This window comes from Campylobacter hyointestinalis subsp. hyointestinalis, from assembly GCF_013372145.1.
In the GTDB taxonomy this organism is placed as follows: Bacteria; Campylobacterota; Campylobacteria; order Campylobacterales; family Campylobacteraceae; genus Campylobacter; species Campylobacter hyointestinalis.
In genome coordinates, this window is record NZ_CP053827.1 from 69343 (window position 1) to 90651 (window position 21309).

The window sequence follows — 21309 nt, forward strand, 5'->3', positions numbered from 1 at the left end:
ATATTATAAATTTAATTTAAAAAAAGTAGTTTTTTAAATTAAATTTAGTTTCATAGTATTTTAAAACTTATTTAGATAAAATCTAATCTACTTTAAAATTTGAAAGACTATGATGAATAGAAAAAAAATTTATAATCCAAGCTCAAATGAGACTTTAAATGATAGAAAAGTATTTGGTGGAAATCCTCACGGAATTCTAAATTTCACAAAAGCAAAATACACGTGGGCGCTAAAACTTTGGGATCTTATGGAGGCAAATACGTGGTTTCCAAAAGAGGTTGATACCACTGATGATGTGCGTGATTATGCCTTTAATCTCACAACTGCTGAAAAGCGTATGTATGATCTAGTGTGGAGTCAGCTTATTTCTATGGATAGCTTTCAGACAAACAACCTAGCTGATAATATAAATCCTTATATCACAGCACCTGAGATAAATGCGGTTTTAGCTCGTCAAGCTTATGAAGAGGCAAACCACTCAAAAAGCTACGCCGTAATGGTAGAAGCGATCTGTGATAATACAGATCTAATCTATGAAATGGAAAAGCACGATGAGGTTTTAAGGCGTAAAAATGATTATATCTCAAGCGTGTATGAAGAGCTCGCTGGCGAAGTTACCGATGAGAAACTACTTCTTGCTATGGTGGCAAATCAAATTTTAGAGGGCGTCTATTTTTACAGTGGATTTACGGCGATTTACGCACTAGCACGTGCTGGAAAAATGCTAGGAAGCGCTCAGATGATACGCTTTATTCAAAGAGATGAGATAACTCACTTGCTTTTGTTTCAAAATATGATAAACTCAGTTCGCAAAGAGCGTCCAGATCTATTTACAAGCGAAGTAGAAACTAAAATTTATGAGATGTTTCAAAAGGCTGGAGATCTTGAGATAGAGTGGGGAAAATACATCACAGGAAATCAGATAATGGGATTTACTGATGATATTATAGAGGAGTATATCCACTACCTTGTCGATGATAGGCTCACTTCTATCGGGCTTAAAAAGCTTTATAATGCAAAACATCCGATAAAATGGGTCGATGATTTTGCTAAATTTAATGATCAAAAAAGCAACTTTTTTGAAAGCAAAGTTACGAATTATAGTAAAGGAAGCCTTACTTTTGATGATTTCTGATCTAGGATTTTTACATCTTAATTCTGCTGGAACTATAAATAGAGCTAGTGAGCTTTTAAATTTAGTAAAAGATATAAAACCAGGCGAGTTAGCACTAGCAAGTGAGCTTTGCGTGAGCGGATATGAAAATTTAGGCGATGAGTTTGAAAACGAACTTATCGCAAATTTAAAGAACGTTTTACCTACTGGAGCTTTTCTCGGTTTTACTCATTTTAGTGGCAGTTTTAATGAATTTGTACTTTTAAACGGCGATAAAGAAATCCATAAACAGAAAAAAACGATTTTATTTACTCCAAATTTAGAACAAGACAAATTCAAAGCTGGAAAAGTTGAAGATATAAATTTATTTGAAATATGCGGCGTCAAGATAGGCGTTTTAATCTGTTTTGAATTGCGTTTTACAGAGCTTTGGGAAAAGCTAAAAGGCGCGGATATCATTCTTGTGCCATCGCTTTGGGGAAAAGGACGCAAAAGACATTTTGAAGTTTTGTGCGAAGCATTGGCTCTACAAAATCGCTGTTATGTGATCGCTTGTAGCGACAGAGATCTAAAATTCGGAGCAGTTTTTAAGCCAAATGGTGAGATTGCAAAAAGTTTTAAATTTGAACCTGATTTGGCATTTAAATTTAAGAATTCTTTAGGTCTGCACTGAAAATTTCTAAAACTTTATCTAAAACGCCTTGCATTTTTGAAATCGCAACACCGTAATTCGTTATCGGTACGCTATTTTTTAGCGCTTCATTTTGCCTATAAATCATAAATTTACGATTTATCATACAAGCTCCGCAATGTAGAATCAGGCTAAATTCGCTTATATCACCAAAGTCGTTACCGCACACGTAGCTGATAGTGGGTTTAAATCCGAGATATTTTTCTAATAATTTTGGGATTTTTGTTCTAGCGATATCGCCTTCGATATATCTATGCGAACAAGCTTCTGCTATTAGTATTTTATCTCCTAGTTTCAAAGCGTCAAGTGCATTTGCGCCATTTACTAAAATTCTTAAGTCCCCTTTAAGTCTTGCCATCAAGATAGAAAAAGTCGTTATCTTTACGCTCTCTGGACAGTTTTTTATACTTTCTAGTATGCAACTAGAATCAGCTACTATCAGATCTGGTGTTTTGGCTAAACTTTTAAACAGACTCTCATCTATTTTTTGCGTGACTAGTGCGTTTGAGTTTTTGTCAAGTATATTTCTTAAAGCTTGAACTTGTGGCAAGATAAGTCTATCTTTTGGAGCTTCTTTGTCTATGGGAGTGACTAAAACCACTAAGGAGTTTGGCTCTAAAATCTGCTCAAATAACTCTTTTTCTTTAGCGTTTTGTTTGTAAATTTGCTCTAAGCTTATCAAAATCTCGTCTATGGAGTCTTTTTTTAAATTTAAACAAAGCACGAAAGGCGAAATCTTTTTAAGGATATTTTGAAAATTTATATCAAATTTATCATTGTCAAATTTGTTTATTATAAATAAAATAGGCGTTTGCATTTGCAAAAAATGCTCTATAAGCATTTCATCAAATTTGCTTAAAATCTGCTCTTTAAAAAGCATAATCGCCAAATCTGTTTTTTTGATTTCACCCTTAACTTTGTCTATTATCTCATCTTTTATCTGACTGGCGTCGTCGACTCCTGCAGTATCGGTGAAAAGTACGGCGCCGATATTGTGAAGTTCTACGGCTTTTTTAACCGAATTCGTGGTCGTACCTGCAATGTTTGAGACTATGGAAACTTCTTGATCTGTTAGTAAATTTAAAAGCGTGGATTTACCGACGTTCGTACGACCGAAAATCCCGATATGAAGTCTAGATGAATTTGGTGTTTTTTGCATATTTTTCCTTTATCTCAAAGCAAAACGTGCGCTGTCGCCGTTCTCATTTGAGATGGCTGAGTTTATCGTACTAAGTTGCGAAATGATGAGATCTCTTTGCTCGTTTAAATTCATATCAGGCGTAGCTTTGTTTGGATAAATTTTGTATTGTTTGCGATGTTCGTAATCTGCGATTGCCGGCATTATGACGTTTGCACCGCACTGCAAAGCTTGCAAACGACCATTTTTAACCAAAGTTTCCATTGCGGTCGTTGCAGGAATATTAATATTTGGCATAAAAAGACGGATTAATGCCATAGTTTTTAAAGATAGCAAGAAATCTCCATGTTCGTGCTGACTTAAAGGCGTATTTTCACAAGGTAAAAAAGGACCTACGCCTATCATATCAAAATCACTCTTTTTAAAAAAATCGATATCGTTCGCTATAGTTTTGCAAGTTTGCTGAGGTAATCCAACTATCAAACCGCTTCCTGTTTCATAATGCAAAGATTGTAGATATTCAAGGCATTTAAAGCGATTTTCCAGGCTCATTTTGGGGTGAAGTTTAGAGTAAATTTGAGGATCTGTGCATTCTATACGCAATAAATATCTGTTTGCTCCGGCTTTTTTAAATGCAAGGTACTCTTCGTAAGTTTTTTCGCCTAAGCTTAAAGTAATCCTAGCCCCTAGCTCGTTTATAAATTTGATAATCTCGCAAAGCTCATCAACGCAGTAAGCGTTGCTTTGACCAGACTGCATAACTATAGTCTTATAACCCAAATTTATAGCCTCTTTGGCTACTTTCATTATGTTTTCTTTTTTTAATTTATATCTTGAAATTTCTCTATTTTGTGAGCGAAGACCGCAATAAAAACAGGTGCCATTGCAGATGTTTGATATTTCTATTAAAGCTTTTAGATGAATATCTTTACGCGAGTACTTAATGCGAGTAAGATTTGCAAAATGAAAAAGCTCTTCATTTATACTATCATCTTGCAAAATCTCTTCAGACTCATTAGGCTCTATATAGTGCTGTTCGTAAAGCTTACGAAGAAGCTTATAAGTGACAGTCTTTGCCGCCATTATCTATCTCCGTTAGCATTTTTTCAACTTGTTCCGCAACTAGTGGCAAGTTTTCTTTTAAAATATTTAGATATTTTGGTATGATGAGATTTTCTCCAAGCTCTTTAACCTCATCGCTCGCATAATCCCTAATGTACTCTTTAAACGTTAAAATACCGTTTGGGATACATAAATGTTTGATTTTAGCATGTTTGGCTAATGGCATAAAATTACATCCCGTGCGTCCTTCTCTATAACAACTCGTACAAAACGAAGGAAGTTTTCCCTCTTTTACTAAGCTTAAAATAAACTCGTCGATACTTCTAGTGTCGCCTGTTTCAAATTGTTGATTTGTAAGGTCGTTTTGAACTTTTGTATGTGAGTATCCGCCGACTGCGATATTTGTTCCTGCGTCGGTTTGCGAAACACCGCATTTTTTTAATATCTCGTCTCTTAGTTCTGGTTCTTCTCTAGCAGTTAAAATAGTTCCTGTAAATGGACACATCAAACGCACTATCGCAACAAGTCTTATAAAATCCTCATCGCTAAGCGCGTAAGGAAATTCTTGTTTTTCTTTGTTTGAAGTGGCTTTGATGCGCGGAAAACTCATTGTGTGAGGACCTACGCCGAAATTTTCCTCTAAGCTATAAGCGTGGCATAGCATAGCTAGAAGTTCAAATTTATAATCATAAAGCCCAAAAAGTACGCCGACTGCTACATCATCAAGTCCGGCGTTCAGTGCTCTATGTAAAGAAAATACTCTCCAGTCGTACTCGCCTTTTAAAGTTCCTTTTGGATGTACTTTGGAGTAAGTAGGTCTATGGTATGTTTCTTGAAAAACTTGATAAGTGCCTATTCCTTCAGCTTTTATGGTTTTGTATTCATCTTCAAACATCGGAGCGGCGTTGATATTTACTCTGCGAATCTCGCTTTTATCAAATTTAACACTATAAATATTTCTCACGCTTTTTGCTATGTAGTTATAATCGCTTTTTGGATGCTCTCCATATACGGCGATCAGACGTTTTTGTCCGTTTTTAAGCATAGCTAAAACTTCATCTTTAAGCTCGTCCATATCTAGATTTTTTTTGACTAATTTATCATTTGATGATCTAAATCCACAATACGTACAATTATTAACACAAGGGCTTGATATATAAAGTGGCGAAAATAGCACTATTCTATTGCCATAAACCTCTTCTTTGATGAAAGTCGCGGCTTTGAAAATTTCATCATCAAGCTCTTTGTGAGTGCTATTTAATAAAATAGCCGTTTCTTCCAAGCTTAACATTTTACCGGTATATGCGTTTGCTTTAGCAGTCTTTATGACTGCTAAAACTTGATCCTTGCTAGGATTTTGAGTATGTTTTAAAGTTTCTTCTATGGTGTTTTCATCGATAAAGTTTTTCCAAGGATTTGTTTTTTCCCACTTTAAAATTTTATCAAATCTATCTTTTATCCAGTTCATTTTCTTTCCTAATCTACTACTTTAGTTAAGTCATTTTTCACCCATTTTGGAGAATGATGCATAGCATCTTCAAGCGGAATTTCTCCGTTGCTAAACATAGCTTTGAAATCTGCTTTGTTTAAAAATGCCATAGGAACATGAGCTAAAATAACTATCAAAGTAGCAATGATACCGCCCCAAATATGAAAATAAAACATAAAATTTGTAGCGGCTTTGCCTATTAACGGAGCTAAAGCATATAAAGCCCAACCAGTGATGATAAGCCCAAAAATCATAAATATAAAAAATAGATAAGTAAGCTTTTGTCCAGCGTTAAATCTGCCTTGTGGTGCAACTTCATCTGGTCCAAAATTTATACCGAAAATCTTTTTTGGATATCCGCCTAAATTTTTAAACCAAGCAAAAGTATCTCTATCCCAAATAAGTAAATTTCGCATTAAAAGTATAAATCTATCGGTATTTAAAAATATAAAAGCTAAGAAATTTATACTAAAAATAATCGCTACTACAATGTGCATATTCATAAAAAATTTAACTTGAGATTCACTTATGTATTTAAAATAAATCAAACAACCGCTAATAGCTAGTATGAACCATGTAACCAAATTTATCAGATGAAAAGCACGTTCGCTAAATGGGAATTTTAAAACTGTATCGCTATGCATGGTGACTCCTTAAACCAAGATTAGTTCTATCTACATAAACGTTTGTGTGTAAAAGCTGCTCTGCAGTTTCGCCCATAGGTCCTGTTTTTAGGTCTTTATAGACTTGCATACAGCTTGAATTTTGATGAGAACCTGTTAAATTTACTTTTTGTAATCTCGCGTCGTCTCTATAAAGTCCTTGCTGACGAAGCGAGATATAAGATTTGCGTTTTTTAACCAGATCGGTGATAGCGTATCCGCTAATTGCTACAACCGATACGCTTACTCCTAAAACTTTTAGAAAGTCTCTTCTTGATAGAAGTTTTCCTACATTTTTTTCTATGTATTTTGCCATTTTTTATCCTTTAAGATCTAAGCGGTAGAGGTAAAACTGGATGTAGCCATGAAGTTCCCATTGTTCTTACTGGCTGACCGCCACCGTTGATGCATCCTCCTGGACAATTCATCACTTCAACAAAATGATATCTATTTTTATCGCTTATTAACTCTTTTGCTATTTTATCGATATTTTTAGACGCTCCATTTACAACTGCGATTTTTACTTCTATAACCTTACCGCCGTAATCTTTAAGAGGAATGGGAATAATAGCTTCTGTTATATCATTGTCGTATCCGCGTACCAAAGTTAAATTTGGATCCTTTAACTCTTGACCACTTAGTATAAAATAAGCAGTTCTAAGTGCCGCTTCCATAACTCCTCCGCTACTTCCAAAAATAGTTGCCGCACCGGTATAGACGTTTGCAACTTCATTTGCGTAATCATCGCTCATCTCAAGCGGATTTATACCTTTTTTGCGAAATATATTTGCTATATCCCTAACTGTTAAACAAGCATCTACGTCCGGAAAAGACGCAGTGTCAGTTGGTAATTCTCCGCTATCCATTAGATATTTCCATGCTGAGTTAAACTCTGGTCTGCTTGCTTCAAAAATCTTAGCAGTACAAGGAGTAACCGATACCATATAAATTTTTCTTGGATCTACGTTCCATACGAATTTAGAAGCCCAAGCTTTTGCTAGCGATCCGCCCATTTGAATCGGAGACTTTGCACCTGAGATATGCGGTAAAAGTTCGGGATGAAAAATTTCAGCATTTCTAATCCACGCTGGACAGCAGCTAGTAAAATGCGGAAACGGATGTCCTGCCATATGTTCTAAATCATTAGCTCTCTCTTCCAAAAGCCAGTATTTGACTTTTTTTATAAATTCGGTTCCTTCTTCTAGTATAGTTTGATCGGCTGCAAAATTTACATCATACATATGAAATCCGGCTTTAACAAGAGCGTTATACATCTTATTTATCGTTAAAGTTCCGGGCTCTGCACCGAATTCTTCGGCTAAAGCAACACGCGTAGCTGGTGATGGGTGCGCTACTACAAACAGATCTTGATTATCGAGTTTTTCTAAAACTTCATCCACAAAACTCATTTGTTCGATTGCGCCAAACGGACAATTTACGAGGCATTGACCACAGGCTACGCATTTGTTGTTATCGATCGCGTGGGCAACACCTAGTGAGCCGTCGATCGCATCTGTTGGACAAAATGAAGAGCAAGTATCACAGCCAACGCAATTTTTTTGGTTGATTTTGATGATACCTCGAAGTTCGCCTTTTCTATAAGTGCCTTCAAATTCCTCACCGCTTCCCCTAGCATTTGGCGGCGGAGCAAATGTTTTGATGCTTGATACTGAATCACTCATTAAAGTTCTCCTTGATAATATTAATTTAGTAAAATTATTACTATTTTTGAAATTGTATAATTTTATATTTTCAATATCCGTTAAAAATGTATATTAATGTATATTATTAATATTTTATTAATATACATTAGCTTAATATTAAATTATAGTTTATTTGATACTTATCAAAAAATTTAAAAACAAGTAAAAAGATATCATAAGTAAAATTTATGTACAATGACAATTTTAAAGTTTCGAAAGGGAAAAATGGATAGTTTAGAACGAGCAAGATGTCAAAAAATGGCTGATGATATAGCCGATGTTATAGGACTTACACCTATGGTTTATAAGGCGTTTTGTAGTACTCCACGCACCACATTCGTTCCAGTTTCTATAAATGCTTTTAAGCTAGATGCTCATCCAATAGGGGGCAATCAATGGATCAGTTCGCCATTAACAGTAGCTAAAATGACGCTTGCTTTGGAGGCTGAAAATTGCGATAATATACTTGAGATCGGTTGTGGAAGCGGATATCAAGCTGCGATCTTGAGTAAGATAGCTCATAGAATTTTTAGTGTTGAACGTATAGAAAAACTGGCACTTGCGGCAAAAGCTACTATTAAAAAATTAAATTTAAATAATGTAAATATAAGATACGACGACGGTAATGCCGGTTGGAGCTCGTACGCTCCTTATGATAGAATTTTGCTTAGTTGTGCTTGCGATGAGGTGCCAAGTAAACTTTTTAATCAGCTAAAAGACGGCGGAATTTTAGTAGCTCCCGTAAAAAACGGACAAAAACAATCGATAACTAAATTCATCAAAAATGCTTTAAATATAGATAAGATAATACTTGAAGAGTGTGAATTCGTTCCACTTTTAAGTGGTAGAGAATAGATACTTCTTTTTTTTGTTTATATTTTCCTGATATAATCGCAAATATCAAACGTTTAAGGAGATTGTCATGTTTGAGCTTAGAAAATTACCATTTGATCCAAAAAACAACGGTGTTATCAGTGAAGAAACCTGTAACTTTCATTATGGCAAGCATCATCAAGCTTACATAAATAACCTAAACAACCTTATAAAAAATACCAAATTTGAAAATGAGAGCCTATTTGATATTATCACTATGTCTGATGATGGTATTTTCAATAATGCGGCTCAAATTTACAACCACGATTTTTACTGGGATTGTATAGCCGTAAAAAGCGGTATAAGTAGTGAGCTGCAAGCAGACCTGCAAACAAATTTTAGTGATTTTAGATCAGAATTTATCAAAAATGCCACTACTCTTTTTGGTTCTGGTTGGACGTGGTTAGTCTATGATCCAAGCAATGAGAAACTATCTATAAAAAATACTAGCAACGCTTCAAATCCTATAACATACGGCTTAGTTCCACTTTTAGTTGTTGATGTTTGGGAACACGCTTATTATATAGATGTAAAAAATGCAAGAGCAGCTTATCTTGAAAAATTTTATGAAAATATCAATTGGAAGTTTGTAAGCGATGCTTATGAATGGGCAAAAAAAGAAGGACTAAATTCCGTTAGATTTTATATGGATGAGATATATAAAAGAAGTGGATGTTGCGGAGATCACTGTCAGGCTTGATATTTAAATTTAGCTTTATTTAGCTAAATTTATCCACTAAATTTTATATAAATTTAGTGGATTATCCAAATTTATATTTTTTGAATTTAGTCTTAAATTTATTTTTTATTCCTTTTTTTAAGGAAAAAAAATCCGAAAAATCCGAAAAAATCTTCATAAAATTTGATTTCATATATAGTTTTAGATATAATACGCGTCTTTTGATGAAAAGGCAAGTCCTACTTGTAAGCTGATTTTAACCCAAATTAAAGCCTATGCAAGTTTTACTATATCAAAAGGTCACGTGTCGTGACAAGTTATTTTTAAAGGAAAAAACATGGAAAGAATTAGGCTTAAGCTAAAAGCTTATGACCATAGAGTTCTAGACCGTACAGTTGCAGCTATCGTAGAAGCTGTTAAAAGAACTGGAGCTGACGTAAGAGGTCCAGTACCAATGCCTACAAAGATCAAGCGCTACACAGTGTTAAAATCTCCACACGTAAATAAAGATTCTCGTGAGCAATTTGAGATGAGAATTCACGCTCGTATGCTAGATATCGTAGCAGCTACTCCAGATACAGTTGATAGCTTAACAAAACTTGACTTAGCTCCAGAAGTTAATGTCGAAGTTCGTGCTATGGGCAAGTAAGAGTAAAAGGAAGAAATGATGGAATATATCGTAGAAAAAATAGGTATGAGTAGAACTATCTCAAACCCAAGTACTCCTGTTACGCTACTTAAACTACTACCTGCAAAGGTTTGCGAACTTGGTGATAACAACAAAGCTATCGTAGCTTATGCTTATACAAAAGCAGATAACAAAGCTATAAAAGGTCAACAAAAAAAATACGGACTAAGCAGCGAATTTAACTCATTTGCTACTTTAAGCGTTTCAAATAGCGAAGTCGGCGATTTGGACGTAAATCCGCTAAATGAAGCAAAAGTGCTAAAAGTAAGCTTTAATACCAAAGGTAGAGGCTTCCAAGGTGTTATAAAAAGACACGGTTTTGCAGGTGGTCCAGCAAGTCACGGTTCACGTTTTCACAGACGTCCGGGATCTATAGGAAACTGCGAATGGCCAGGTCGTGTTCAACCAGGTAGAAAAATGGCTGGACATTATGGCAATGTTAAAACTACTGTTAAAAACGAAGTGGTTAGTTTTGACGCTGCAAATGGTATCTTGGTTTTAAAAGGTTCTGTACCGGGATTTAACGGTGCTATGGGTAGAGTAAGGATAGTCAAATGAGTAAAATAAGCGTTCTAAACGAAAAATTTGAAAAAACAAGCGAGATGGAGCTTCCAGCAAGTTACGCTGAAGTAAATTCGCATAATCTATATTTATATGTCAAAAGCTACCTTTCTGGTATAAGAGCCAACTCTGCTCACACTAAAGGTCGCTCAGACGTAAGCGGTGGCGGTAAAAAGCCTTGGAGACAAAAAGGTCGCGGCGGCGCTCGTGCTGGTTCAACAAGAACTAACGTATGGGTAGGCGGTGCAGTTGCATTTGGTCCAAAGAACAATAGAAATTATGATCAAAAAATCAATAAAAAACAAAAAAGACTTGCTCTTGAATTTGCTTTAAACGATAAAGTTACAAACGGTAAATTTTTTGCGGTTGATAGCATAGAAATAGCAAGTGGCAAGACAAAAGATGCAGCGTCAGTCATAAATAAACTTGGTGTAAGAGACGCACTTATCATCAAAAACGAACTTGATGCAAAAACACTTTTAGCATTTAGAAACTTAGCAAATTGCTACGTTGTTGATGCTAGTGAAGTAAATGCATATTTAGTTGCAGTTTATAGTGCAGTCATAGCTGAAAAAGCAGCACTACAATCTATCGTAAAAGAGGGCTAAAAATGGCAGATATAACAGATATCAAAACTATACTTTATACAGAAAAAACTTTAGGCCTCGGTGAGCAAGGTGTAGTAGTTATCCAAACTTCACCAAAAATGACAAAAAATAGTCTTAAAGAGGTTCTTAAAGAGTATTTCGGTGTAACGCCACTTAGAGTAAATTCACTTAGAATGGACGGAAAAGTTAAGCGTTTTAAAGGAAGAATTGGCGTAAGAAATGATTTCAAAAAATTCTATGTCAAATTACCAGATGGCGTTAGCCTAGAAAACCAGGAGGCATAAGATGGCTATAAGAAGTTTTAAACCATATACTCCAAGTAGAAGATTTATGACAAGTTTGTCTAGTGAAGACATCACAGCTAAAGCAAGTGTTAGAAGCTTACTTGTAAAAATTCCAGCTACTGCAGGTAGAAATCACAATGGTAGAATCACTAGCCGCCATAAAGAAGCTGGTGCGAAAAAACTTTATCGTATAATTGATTTCAAAAGAAAGAAATTTGATATTCCTGGTAAAGTAGAAGCTATAGAATACGATCCAAATAGAAATTGCCGTATTGCTCTTATATCCTATAGTGACGGCGAGAAAAGATATATTATTCGTCCAAATGGTTTAAATGTCGGCGATGTTATCAGCTCAGCTGAAGCAGGTCTTGATATAAAACCGGGTAATGCTATGAAATTAAAAAGTATACCTGTAGGTACGATAGTTCATAACATAGAGCTTAAACCTGGTAAAGGTGCTCAAATGGCTAGAAGTGCAGGCGGTTACGCTCAACTTATGGGTAAAGAAGAAAAATACGTTATCCTAAGACTTCCAAGCGGTGAGATGAGACAAGTTTTGGCTGAGTGTATGGCTACAGTCGGTGTTGTAGGAAATGAAGACTGGGCAAACGTAACTATCGGCAAAGCAGGTCGCAACCGCTATAGAGGAATTCGTCCTCAAACTAGAGGTAGTGCAATGAACCCAGTAGATCACCCACACGGTGGTGGTGAAGGCAAGAAAAACTCAGGCCGTCATCCAGTTACTCCATGGGGTAAACCAACTAAGGGTGCTAAAACTCGCCGTAAAAAAGCTAGTGATAAACTTATAATATCAAGAAGGAAAGGTAAATAACGATGGCTAGATCACTAAAAAAAGGTCCATTTGTCGATGATCATGTTATGAAAAAAGTTCTAGCTGCAAAAGCCGCTAATGACAACAAACCAATTAAAACTTGGTCAAGAAGAAGCACAATAATACCTGAAATGATAGGTTTGACATTTAATGTGCATAATGGCAAAAGCTTTATTCCTGTATATGTAACAGAAAATCATATAGGTTATAAGCTGGGCGAATTTGCACCAACAAGAACATTTAAGGGTCATAAAGGCTCTGTTCAGAAAAAAATAGGTAAATAAGGGGAAGTTATGAGTAAAGCTATTATTAAATTCATAAGACTATCTCCAACAAAAGCTAGACTTATAGCAGATGAAGTACAAGGAATGAATGCAGAGCTTGCACTTGCAAGTTTGAGTTTTATGCCTAACCGTGGTGCAAAATACATTGCAAATGCTATCAGCTCAGCTGTAGCTAATGGCGGATTTGAGCCTGAAGAGGTAGTTGTAAAAAGTTGTAGAGTAGATGCCGGTCCTGTTCTTAAAAGATTTAGGCCACGTGCAAGAGGAAGCGCTAGTAGAATAAGAAAACCAACTAGCCACATTCTTGTAGAAGTATCTAAACCAGAGAGTAAGGAAGCATAAAATGGGACAAAAAGTTAATCCAATAGGTCTTAGACTAGGTATCAATAGAAACTGGGAGTCTAGATGGTTTCCATCAAAAGCGACTTTACCAGAAAATATAGGTGAAGATTATAAGATAAGAAAATTCCTAAAAACTAAGCTTTATTATGCAGGTGTTAGTCAAATTCTTATCGAAAGAACAGCTAAAAAACTTCGTGTAACAGTAGTTGCGGCTCGTCCAGGCATTATCATCGGTAAAAAAGGTGGCGAGGTTGAAAATTTAAGAGCTGAAGTTGCGAAGTTGGTAAATAAAGACATCACTATAAATATCAAAGAAGAGAGAAAAGCAGGAAGTTCAGCTCAATTAGCAGCAGAAAATGTAGCTATGCAGCTTGAAAGACGCGTTGCTTTCCGTCGTGCTATGAAAAAAGTTATCCAAGGCGCTCAAAAAGCAGGTGCTAAAGGTATCAAAGTTTCAGTAGCAGGTCGTTTAGGTGGCGCTGAGATGGCAAGAACAGAGTGGTATCTTGAAGGTCGTGTTCCTCTTCATACATTAAGAGCTAAGATAGACTACGGTTTTGCAGAAGCTCATACTACTTATGGCAACATAGGTATTAAAGTTTGGATTTTCAAAGGCGAAGTTCTTCAAAAAGGTATCCAAGCTGAGAAAAATGAAGATACAGCACCAAAAAAACCAAGACGTGCTAGAAGGGGTAAATAGTTATGTTATTACCAAAGAGAACTAAATATCGTAAAATGATGAAAGGTCGCAATCGCGGCTATGCAACAAGAGGAGTCGATCTTGCTCTTGGTGAGTTCGGACTAAAAGCTGTTGAAGCAGGACGTGTAAATTCACGCCAGATAGAATCAGCTCGTCAAGCATATACTCGTCATGTTAAAAGACAAGCTAAAACTTGGATAAGAGTTTTCCCTGATAAACCTATCACTAAAAAACCTCTTGAAACTCGTATGGGTAAAGGTAAAGGTGGAGTTGAAGAATGGGTTATGAATATTAAACCAGGTAGAATAATATTTGAAATGTCTGGAATCAGCGAAGAGCTAGCCAGAGAGGCTTTAACTCTTGCAATGCACAAGCTACCATTTAAGACTAAGTTTGTAACTAAAGAGAGCGAAAATGAAGTATACTGAGATAAGTGCAAAGAGCGTAAGCGAACTTACAGCGTTATTAAAAGAGAAAAAGGTGCTTTTATTTACACTTAGACAAAAGCTAAAAACAATGCAGCTAACTAACCCTAACGAGATTCGCGATACTAAAAAAGAGATCGCTAGAATCAATACTGCAATTAGTGCTGCGAAATAAGGGGCGAACAATGGCAGTAGAAATGAAAAGACAAATTCAAGGCGTTGTCGTTGCAAAGGCTGGTGATAAAACAGCAACTATTCTTGTTGAAAGAAGAGTTATGCACCCAAGATATCACAAATTTGTAAAACGCTTTAAAAAATACCTAGTTCATGATGAAAAAAATGAGCTAAAAGCAGGAGATACTATATCTGCTGTTGAATGTAGACCACTAAGTGCTAGAAAAAGCTTCCGCTTACAAGCGGTTTTGAAAACAGGAGTTGAATAATGATACAAAGTTTTACAAGACTAGCAGTAGCTGATAACAGTGGCGCAAAAGAGCTTATGTGTATAAAAGTTTTAGGCGGTAGCAAAAGAAGATACGCAAGTCTAGGCGATATCATCGTTTGTTCAGTAAAAAAAGCTCTACCAAACGGTAAAATAAAAAAAGGTCAAGTAGTTAAAGCAGTAGTAGTTAGAACTAAAAAAGAGGTTCAAAGAGCAAATGGATCACTTATTAGATTTGACGAAAATGCAGCCGTTATACTTGATAGTAAAAAAGAGCCAGTAGGCACTCGTATATTTGGCCCAGTTGGTAGAGAAGTAAGATATGCAAACTTTATGAAGATTGTATCTCTTGCACCGGAGGTTCTATAATGGCGATTAAATATAAAATTAAAAAAGGCGATGAAGTAAAAGTAATCGCAGGCGATGACAAAGGTAAAGTTGCAAAAGTTCTTGCTGTTTTACCAAAAAAAGGTCAAGTAATAGTTGAAGGCGTTAAAGTTGCTAAAAAAGCGGTAAAACCGACTGATAAAAATCCAAACGGTGGATTTGTTAGTAAAGAGATGCCTATCGACATTTCAAATGTTGCAAAAGTTGAGGGTTAAGTATGAGATTAAAAGCAAAATATAATGAGAGTATTAAACCAGCTCTAGTAAAAGAATTTGATATAAAAAATCCTATGCTTATCCCAGCACTTGAGAAAATCGTTATCAGCGTTGGAGCTGGCGAGGGTGCTAAAGATCAAAAGTTGCTTCAAAATATGGCTGATACAATATCTTTAATAGCTGGTCAAAAAGCAGTTGTTACAAACGCTAAAAAATCAGTTGCTGGATTTAAAGTTCGTGAAGGCTTCCCAGTAGGTATAAAAGTTACTCTAAGAAAAGAGCGAATGTATGCTTTCTTAGACAAGCTTATCAGTGTTGCATTGCCAAGAGTTAAGGACTTCCGTGGTCTTCCAAGAGATGGATTTGATGGTCGTGGAAATTATAATTTCGGTTTAAATGAACAATTAATGTTCCCAGAAGTTGTATATGATCAAATTCTAAGAACACACGGTATGAACATAACTGTAGTTACAACAGCTAACGATGACAAGCAAGCATTCAAGTTACTTGAATTGTTTGGTGTTCCATTTGCAAAAGGAAAGTAATATGGCAAAAAAATCAATGATAGCAAAAGCAGCACGTGCTCCTAAATTTAGCTCACGTGGATATACTAGATGTCAAATTTGTGGTCGCCCACACTCTGTTTATAAAGATTTTGGAATTTGCCGTGTGTGCCTAAGAAAAATGGCTAACGAAGGACTAATACCGGGTCTTAAAAAAGCAAGTTGGTAAGGGAAGCAAGATGATAAATGATTTAATTTCAGACGGATTAACACGTATTAGAAACGCTAGTATGAGAAGACTTGATACAACAAAACTTCTTCATTCAAATGTTGTTGAAGCAACTTTGAAGATCCTAGCTGATAAAGGTTATATAGAGAGCTATAACGTTGTTGAAGAAGGAAACAAAAAATTCATCAACGTAGTTTTAAAATATGACGAACGTGGTAGAAGCGTAATAAATGAACTAAAAAGAGTTTCAAAACCTGGTCGTAGAGTTTATCAAGGTAAAGACGAGATAAAAAGATTTAAAAATGGTTATGGAACTATCATAGTAAGTACAAGCAAAGGTGTTTTAAGTAATGATGAAGCTCACAAGATTGGTGTGGGCGGCGAAGTACTTTGCACAGTTTGGTAAGAGTTGAATTAGCCTTTTAAATTTAAGGGGCTAAATCTTTTTTATGGCATTGGATATCCATTCGTTTAAATTTAGCGTAGAAATATCCTAGACAAATAAAAAAGGAAAAAAATGTCAAGAATCGGAAAACAACCGATATCTATTCCAAACGGTTTAGATGTTAGTTTAAATGGTGATGTTTTAGTTTTTAAAAAGGGCAACCTAACAAAAGAACTAGATACAAAAAACAATGTTAATGTTGAAGTAAAAGACGGTCATATAGTTTTTACAAGTAAAGGTGATGACAGACAAAGCAGAGCTTATTGGGGAACTTATAGATCTTTAGCAAATAATATTGTTATTGGTTTAACTGCTGGATTTACAAAACAACTTGAGATAAACGGAGTTGGTTATAAAGCGGCTGCAAAAGGTAAAGTTTTGGAGCTTGCGCTTGGTTTTTCACACCCTATAAATTATGAACTTCCTGAAGGTATCGAAGTAAGCGTTGAGAAAAACGTTGTTACTATCAAAGGAAGCGATAAACAAGTTGTTGGTCAAGTAGCAGCAGAGGTTAGAGGATTTAGACCGCCAGAGCCATATAAAGGCAAAGGTGTCAAATACGTTGAAGAGCGTATAATCCGCAAAGCCGGTAAAACATCTAAGAAATAAGGGTAAGTAATGGTAGCAAATATATTAAAAAGAAAAATATCTCTAAGAATCAAGAGAAAAAGAAGAATAAGAGCTAAAATTAACGGTACCGCGTCTTGCCCGAGAATTTCAATATTTAAATCAAATAGAACTATCTATGTTCAAGCGATTGAAGATATTAATGCAACAACTCTTTGTGCAAGTGACGGAAGAAAATTAGGCATCAAAGCAAATAAAGAAGGTGCTGTAATTTTGGCTAAGGATATCGCAGGTAAGTTAAGTGCAAAAGGTATAAACGAAGCAGTATTTGATAGAAACGGCTATCTATATCATGGCGTTGTTGCAGCTTTTGCTGAAGCTTTAAGAGAAAATGGCATTAAGCTATAACGCAAGGATTGTTGATGGAAAAGTATAACAGAGAAGAATTTGAAGAAGTAATCGTCGACATCGGTCGCGTTACAAAGGTTGTTAAGGGCGGTAGAAGATTTAGATTTACTGCGCTTGTAGTCGTAGGCGATAAAAAAGGTCACGTTGGTTTTGGTTTTGGAAAAGCTAAAGAGGTTCCAGACGCTATGAGAAAAGCAGTTGATGACGCTTTTAAAAACATAGTTGAAGTAAAACTAAAAGGCAGCACTATTCCTCATGATATTGAAGTTAAATTTAATGCAAGTAGAATTCTGCTAAAACCAGCTAGCGAAGGTACCGGAGTTATCGCTGGTGGTGGCGCACGTCCAGTTGTAGAGCTTGCGGGTATCAAAAATATCATTACAAAATCACTTGGCTCAAACAATTCTGCAAACGTTGTTCGTGCTACAATCAAAGCACTTAGTATGCTAAAAGCTTAAGGAGAGAGCATGGGACTAGAAAATTTACAAAAAGCTGCTGGCTCAACTCGCAACACTAAAAGAATAGGTCGCGGTCAAGGTAGCGGTTGGGGTAAAACTGCTACAAAAGGCGGCAAAGGTCAAACTGCTAGAAAAGGTTACAACGAAAAAAGAGGTTTTGAAGGTGGACAACAACCGCTTCAAAGAAGACTTCCAAAAGTTGGATTTGATTCTAAATTTGTAAAACCTTATGCTATCAATGTAGATAAAAATGAGAGCATTAAGACTTTGAGCGAGATCACGCTTGATAGCCTTAAAACTGTTCATAAATTTTCAAATAGCATCCAAAAAGTAAAACTTATAGGTGCTGGAGCTAAAGATTTAGCAAGTAAAATAAAAGATGAGAATATAACAGTTACTGGAATCAACTAATGAATAAAACATTAATCAACAAGATACTAATTACGCTTGGATTTTTGTTTGCTTATAGGGTACTGGCTTACGTGCCGGTCCCTGGCGTTAATATTGACGTTATAAAAGAATTCTTTACTTCAAATAGTAGTAATGCTTTGGGTATGTTTAACATGTTTAGCGGCGGCGCTGCTGAGAGACTTAGCATTATCTCATTAGGTATTATGCCATACATCACTTCTTCGATCATTATGGAGCTTTTAGCTGCTACGTTTCCAAATTTAGGAAAGATGAAAAAAGAGCGTGACGGTATGCAAAAATATATGCAGATCATTCGTTATGTTACTATTATTATTACCGTTGTTCAAGCCATAGGCGTAAGTATCGGTTTACAAAGTTTAACTGGACGTGGTGGCGAGCAAGCTATCATGATAGATATAAATTTATTTATAGCGATCAGTTGCGCCTCTATGCTTACAGGAACTATGCTTCTTATGTGGATAGGTGAGCAGATAACTCAACGCGGTATCGGTAATGGTATAAGTCTTATAATTTTTGCTGGTATAGTAAGTGGAATTCCAAACGCGATAGGTGGAACTATAAATTTAGTAAATACCGGAGAGATGAACTTCTTAGTTGTGATCGGTATAGCTCTTGTTATACTCATAACAGTTGGAATAGTAATCTTTGTAGAAATGGGTGAAAGACGTGTTCCTATCTCGTATTCTAGAAAAACGGTTATGCAAAATCAAAATAAAAGAATAATGAACTATATCCCTATAAAGGTAAATTTAAGTGGCGTTATTCCTCCGATCTTTGCTAGTGCTATTTTGATGTTTCCAAGCACCATTTTGCAAGCAAGTACGAACGAATTTATACTAGCTATAAATGACTTCTTAAATCCAAATAGTTACTTTTTCAACTTTTTAACATTCTTGTTTATTCTATTTTTTGCATATTTTTATGCCTCCATTACATTTAATGCAAAAGACATCAGTGAGAATTTAAAAAGACAAGGCGGATTTATCCCAGGTGTTAGACCAGGCGAGAGTACGGCTACATACTTAAATGAGGTTGCTAGTAGGCTTACTTTTACTGGTTCAATATATCTAGGACTTATCTCTACGCTTCCTTGGATACTGGTCAAATTTATGGGTGTACCATTTTATTTTGGCGGAACTAGTGTCCTTATCGTCGTATCGGTCGCACTTGACACGATGAGAAAGATCGAAGCTCAAATTTATATGAATAAATACCAAACATTAAGCGCGGTCGGACTGTAGTTATGGCTATTTCAATCAAAACTGCAAAAGATATCGAAGGCTTAAGAGCGGCAAATAAGATTGTCGCTCAAGTCTTAGATCATATGCATGAGTTTATAAAACCGGGTCTTAGTTTACTAGAGATCGATAAAGTTTGTGAAGATATGATAAGAAGTGCCGGTGCAAAACCTGCGTTTAAGGGACTTTACGGATTTCCGACTGCTGCTTGTATAAGTGTAAATGAAGTGGTGATCCACGGCATACCAAATGAGTATAAGCTTAAAGAGGGCGATATAGTAAGTATCGATATCGGCTCAAATTTAAAAGGATATTTCGGCGATAGTGCTAGAACATACCCAGTCGGTAAAATCTCAGCTAATGATGAGGCTTTGATATCTTGTAGCAAAGACGCTCTTTATTTTGCGATCGATTATATAAAAGTCGGAATGCATTTTAAAGAAGTTTGCTCTGCTGTCGAAGAGTTTATCATAGATCGTGGCTTTGTTCCGCTTCGTGGATTTTGTGGGCATGGCATAGGTAAGCGTCCGCATGAAGAACCTGAAATTCCAAACTATCTTGAAGGAAACAATCCAAAAAGTGGACCAAAGATAAGAAATGGAATGGTTTTTTGCATAGAGCCTATGATATGCCAAAAAGATGGTACTCCGGTTATCGCAAAAGACAACTGGACCGTTACAAGTAAAGATGGACTTAGAACTAGCCATTATGAACATTGTTTGGCTATGGTAGATGGTAAGGTGGAGATCTTAAGTCAAATTTAGAGTTTTTTAGCTTTATGCTTTGCTATGTTTGGCTTAATTTGATGTATTGCTAGTTTGCAATTATTTTAAATTTAAAATGAACTGTTTTACAAAGCAGTAAATTTGGTATTTATCAAATTTACTTTGAGTAACAAAGCGATAAATTTAGATTTAGTTCTTTAGTACGAATTTATTCGTATAATTTAAAAGAACATAAAAGTATAAAGGAGAAAATATTGGCAAAAGATGATGTCATAGAGATCGACGGCAATGTAGTAGAAGCTCTGCCAAACGCGACTTTTAAAGTTGAACTTGACAATAAGCACGTGATACTTTGTCATATAGCAGGTAAGATGCGTATGCATTATATCAAGATCATGCCGGGTGATCGCGTTAAAGTTGAGCTTACACCTTACAGTTTGGATAAGGGTAGGATCACTTATAGATATAAGTAAGATTAAAGCTAAATTTGGATAAAATCCAACTTTTTGCAACTAACTGTGTGAAGAAGTGTTTTCAAAATGAACCACTATTTTGAAAACAGTTGGTTTGAGATTTCGTCAAAACCTAAGTGCAGTTGAATAAAAGTGGTAAATAATTTTTAGGAGACTCAGATGAAAGTTCGTCCTTCTGTAAAGAAGATGTGTGACAAATGTAAAATTGTCAAACGCAAAGGCATAGTTCATGTTATTTGCGAAAATCCAAAACATAAACAAAGACAAGGATAAGGTATGGCTCGTATAGCAGGTGTTGATTTACCAAAGAAAAAAAGAGTAGAGTATGGCCTTACTTATATCTATGGTATAGGCTTATTTTCTTCAAGAAAAATTCTTGATGCAGTAGGCATTTCTTACGACAAAAGAGTTTATGAGCTAAGCGAAGATGAAGCTGCTGCGATTCGTAAAGAGATCCAAGAGCACTATATGGTGGAAGGTGATCTAAGAAAAAGCGTTGCAATGGATATCAAAGCACTTATGGATTTAGGTAGCTATAGAGGCTTAAGACACAGAAAAGGTCTTCCTGTTCGCGGTCAAAAAACAAAAACAAACGCAAGAACAAGAAAAGGTAGACGTAAAACTGTTGGCGCGGCTACAAAGTAAGGATAGA

The 21309-nt window shown here is 35.7% G+C and carries 34 protein-coding genes and 1 pseudogene; 29 read left to right on the forward strand and 6 right to left on the reverse strand.

Annotated elements, in window-relative coordinates; translation table 11 throughout:
* Positions 1–112: 112 nt before the first annotated feature.
* A complete protein-coding gene (locus CHHT_RS00345; RefSeq protein WP_034963045.1) occupies positions 113–1135 on the forward strand; it encodes a ribonucleotide-diphosphate reductase subunit beta in 1023 nt (340 codons plus the stop codon).
* On the forward strand, positions 1125–1787 hold the full coding sequence (locus CHHT_RS00350) for a carbon-nitrogen hydrolase family protein (protein WP_034963208.1): 663 nt from the start codon (positions 1125–1127) through the stop codon (positions 1785–1787). The genes CHHT_RS00345 and CHHT_RS00350 overlap by 11 nt, the downstream gene beginning before the upstream one ends.
* Here the strand turns inward: CHHT_RS00350 and hydF are convergent.
* The 6 genes from hydF to CHHT_RS00380 are packed head-to-tail and all read right to left on the reverse strand — an operon-like array spanning position 1762 to position 7838.
* Positions 1762–2964 (reverse strand): [FeFe] hydrogenase H-cluster maturation GTPase HydF, encoded by a 1203-nt coding sequence (gene hydF, locus CHHT_RS00355; RefSeq protein WP_034963048.1) that lies wholly within the window; start codon positions 2962–2964, stop codon positions 1762–1764. The two genes, CHHT_RS00350 and hydF, sit on opposite strands and share 26 nt — an antisense overlap.
* A 9-nt stretch (positions 2965–2973) precedes the next feature.
* Positions 2974–4026 carry a [FeFe] hydrogenase H-cluster radical SAM maturase HydE gene (gene hydE / locus CHHT_RS00360; protein WP_034963051.1) on the reverse strand — a complete coding sequence of 351 codons (1053 nt, stop codon included), beginning with the start codon at positions 4024–4026 and terminating at the stop codon, positions 2974–2976.
* Positions 4001–5473, reverse strand: coding sequence for a [FeFe] hydrogenase H-cluster radical SAM maturase HydG (hydG, locus tag CHHT_RS00365; protein ID WP_034963053.1), 1473 nt, complete (start codon positions 5471–5473; stop codon positions 4001–4003). The genes hydE and hydG overlap by 26 nt, the downstream gene beginning before the upstream one ends.
* Before the next feature lie 8 nt (positions 5474–5481).
* Complete coding sequence (locus CHHT_RS00370) at positions 5482–6138, reverse strand: cytochrome b/b6 domain-containing protein (protein ID WP_034963056.1); 657 nt, start codon at positions 6136–6138, stop codon at positions 5482–5484.
* Positions 6131–6472, reverse strand: coding sequence for an iron hydrogenase small subunit (locus tag CHHT_RS00375; protein WP_034963057.1), 342 nt, complete (start codon positions 6470–6472; stop codon positions 6131–6133). Before CHHT_RS00375 ends, CHHT_RS00370 begins: the two co-directional genes overlap by 8 nt.
* A gap of 10 nt (positions 6473–6482) precedes the next feature.
* On the reverse strand, positions 6483–7838 hold the full coding sequence (locus CHHT_RS00380; protein ID WP_034963059.1) for a [Fe-Fe] hydrogenase large subunit C-terminal domain-containing protein: 1356 nt from the start codon (positions 7836–7838) through the stop codon (positions 6483–6485).
* A 246-nt stretch (positions 7839–8084) separates the two neighbouring features.
* On the opposite strand from CHHT_RS00380, the gene CHHT_RS00385 reads away from it, so the two are divergent.
* The 27 genes and pseudogenes from CHHT_RS00385 to rpsM all read left to right on the forward strand — a co-directional run bounded on the left by CHHT_RS00385 (position 8085) and on the right by rpsM (position 21302).
* Positions 8085–8714, forward strand: coding sequence for a protein-L-isoaspartate(D-aspartate) O-methyltransferase (locus tag CHHT_RS00385; RefSeq protein ID WP_034963061.1), 630 nt, complete (start codon positions 8085–8087; stop codon positions 8712–8714).
* Positions 8715–8781: 67 nt separating this feature from the next.
* Entirely contained in the window at positions 8782–9432 is a 651-nt protein-coding gene (locus tag CHHT_RS00390; protein ID WP_034963063.1) for a superoxide dismutase, read from the forward strand.
* A 316-nt stretch (positions 9433–9748) separates the two neighbouring features.
* Entirely contained in the window at positions 9749–10060 is a 312-nt protein-coding gene (rpsJ, locus tag CHHT_RS00395) for a 30S ribosomal protein S10 (protein ID WP_002847957.1), read from the forward strand.
* An 18-nt stretch (positions 10061–10078) separates the two neighbouring features.
* Entirely contained in the window at positions 10079–10657 is a 579-nt protein-coding gene (gene rplC, locus CHHT_RS00400; protein ID WP_034963065.1) for a 50S ribosomal protein L3, read from the forward strand.
* The gene (gene rplD, locus CHHT_RS00405; protein ID WP_034963067.1) at positions 10654–11268 is read left to right on the forward strand and encodes a 50S ribosomal protein L4; all 615 of its coding nucleotides are present in this window, start codon (positions 10654–10656) and stop codon (positions 11266–11268) included. The genes rplC and rplD overlap by 4 nt, the downstream gene beginning before the upstream one ends.
* 2 nt (positions 11269–11270) lie before the next feature.
* Entirely contained in the window at positions 11271–11552 is a 282-nt protein-coding gene (locus CHHT_RS00410; protein ID WP_034963068.1) for a 50S ribosomal protein L23, read from the forward strand.
* A gap of 1 nt (position 11553) precedes the next feature.
* Positions 11554–12384, forward strand: a complete 831-nt coding sequence (gene rplB / locus CHHT_RS00415) for a 50S ribosomal protein L2 (protein ID WP_034963070.1) — start codon at positions 11554–11556, stop codon at positions 12382–12384.
* 2 nt (positions 12385–12386) lie between these two features.
* Positions 12387–12668: a 30S ribosomal protein S19 gene (gene rpsS, locus CHHT_RS00420; RefSeq protein WP_034963072.1), complete on the forward strand. Its 282-nt coding sequence runs from the start codon at positions 12387–12389 to the stop codon at positions 12666–12668.
* Between the two features lie 9 nt (positions 12669–12677).
* Positions 12678–13001, forward strand: a pseudogene (rplV, locus tag CHHT_RS00425) (50S ribosomal protein L22); the annotation flags it as partial.
* A gap of 10 nt (positions 13002–13011) precedes the next feature.
* Entirely contained in the window at positions 13012–13710 is a 699-nt protein-coding gene (gene rpsC, locus CHHT_RS00430) for a 30S ribosomal protein S3 (protein ID WP_034963076.1), read from the forward strand.
* 2 nt (positions 13711–13712) lie between these two features.
* Positions 13713–14138 carry a 50S ribosomal protein L16 gene (rplP, locus tag CHHT_RS00435; protein WP_034963079.1) on the forward strand — a complete coding sequence of 142 codons (426 nt, stop codon included), beginning with the start codon at positions 13713–13715 and terminating at the stop codon, positions 14136–14138.
* Positions 14125–14310, forward strand: coding sequence for a 50S ribosomal protein L29 (gene rpmC, locus CHHT_RS00440; RefSeq protein ID WP_034963081.1), 186 nt, complete (start codon positions 14125–14127; stop codon positions 14308–14310). Before rplP ends, rpmC begins: the two co-directional genes overlap by 14 nt.
* A 22-nt stretch (positions 14311–14332) precedes the next feature.
* Positions 14333–14578 (forward strand): 30S ribosomal protein S17, encoded by a 246-nt coding sequence (gene rpsQ / locus CHHT_RS00445; protein WP_370510335.1) that lies wholly within the window; start codon positions 14333–14335, stop codon positions 14576–14578.
* A complete protein-coding gene (gene rplN, locus CHHT_RS00450; protein WP_059426544.1) occupies positions 14578–14946 on the forward strand; it encodes a 50S ribosomal protein L14 in 369 nt (122 codons plus the stop codon). The genes rpsQ and rplN overlap by 1 nt, the downstream gene beginning before the upstream one ends.
* Complete coding sequence (gene rplX, locus CHHT_RS00455) at positions 14946–15179, forward strand: 50S ribosomal protein L24 (protein ID WP_034963084.1); 234 nt, start codon at positions 14946–14948, stop codon at positions 15177–15179. Before rplN ends, rplX begins: the two co-directional genes overlap by 1 nt.
* A gap of 2 nt (positions 15180–15181) precedes the next feature.
* A complete protein-coding gene (gene rplE, locus CHHT_RS00460; RefSeq protein WP_034963086.1) occupies positions 15182–15724 on the forward strand; it encodes a 50S ribosomal protein L5 in 543 nt (180 codons plus the stop codon).
* A gap of 1 nt (position 15725) precedes the next feature.
* Entirely contained in the window at positions 15726–15911 is a 186-nt protein-coding gene (locus CHHT_RS00465; protein WP_034963088.1) for a type Z 30S ribosomal protein S14, read from the forward strand.
* Positions 15912–15921: 10 nt separating this feature from the next.
* Complete coding sequence (gene rpsH / locus CHHT_RS00470) at positions 15922–16317, forward strand: 30S ribosomal protein S8 (RefSeq protein WP_034963090.1); 396 nt, start codon at positions 15922–15924, stop codon at positions 16315–16317.
* A 111-nt stretch (positions 16318–16428) separates the two neighbouring features.
* The gene (rplF, locus tag CHHT_RS00475) at positions 16429–16965 is read left to right on the forward strand and encodes a 50S ribosomal protein L6 (protein ID WP_034963093.1); all 537 of its coding nucleotides are present in this window, start codon (positions 16429–16431) and stop codon (positions 16963–16965) included.
* Between the two features lie 9 nt (positions 16966–16974).
* On the forward strand, positions 16975–17331 hold the full coding sequence (gene rplR, locus CHHT_RS00480) for a 50S ribosomal protein L18 (protein ID WP_034963094.1): 357 nt from the start codon (positions 16975–16977) through the stop codon (positions 17329–17331).
* Positions 17332–17345: 14 nt separating this feature from the next.
* On the forward strand, positions 17346–17789 hold the full coding sequence (rpsE, locus tag CHHT_RS00485) for a 30S ribosomal protein S5 (protein WP_034963095.1): 444 nt from the start codon (positions 17346–17348) through the stop codon (positions 17787–17789).
* A gap of 9 nt (positions 17790–17798) precedes the next feature.
* Positions 17799–18200, forward strand: a complete 402-nt coding sequence (gene rplO, locus CHHT_RS00490) for a 50S ribosomal protein L15 (protein ID WP_034963097.1) — start codon at positions 17799–17801, stop codon at positions 18198–18200.
* The gene (gene secY, locus CHHT_RS00495) at positions 18200–19462 is read left to right on the forward strand and encodes a preprotein translocase subunit SecY (RefSeq protein ID WP_034963099.1); all 1263 of its coding nucleotides are present in this window, start codon (positions 18200–18202) and stop codon (positions 19460–19462) included. Before rplO ends, secY begins: the two co-directional genes overlap by 1 nt.
* 2 nt (positions 19463–19464) lie before the next feature.
* The gene (gene map, locus CHHT_RS00500; protein ID WP_034963100.1) at positions 19465–20223 is read left to right on the forward strand and encodes a type I methionyl aminopeptidase; all 759 of its coding nucleotides are present in this window, start codon (positions 19465–19467) and stop codon (positions 20221–20223) included.
* Positions 20224–20438: 215 nt separating this feature from the next.
* On the forward strand, positions 20439–20657 hold the full coding sequence (gene infA, locus CHHT_RS00505; protein WP_009649712.1) for a translation initiation factor IF-1: 219 nt from the start codon (positions 20439–20441) through the stop codon (positions 20655–20657).
* A gap of 159 nt (positions 20658–20816) precedes the next feature.
* A complete protein-coding gene (gene rpmJ / locus CHHT_RS00510) occupies positions 20817–20930 on the forward strand; it encodes a 50S ribosomal protein L36 (RefSeq protein WP_002848032.1) in 114 nt (37 codons plus the stop codon).
* A gap of 3 nt (positions 20931–20933) precedes the next feature.
* Positions 20934–21302, forward strand: coding sequence for a 30S ribosomal protein S13 (rpsM, locus tag CHHT_RS00515; protein WP_034963104.1), 369 nt, complete (start codon positions 20934–20936; stop codon positions 21300–21302).
* Positions 21303–21309: the final 7 nt, after the last annotated feature.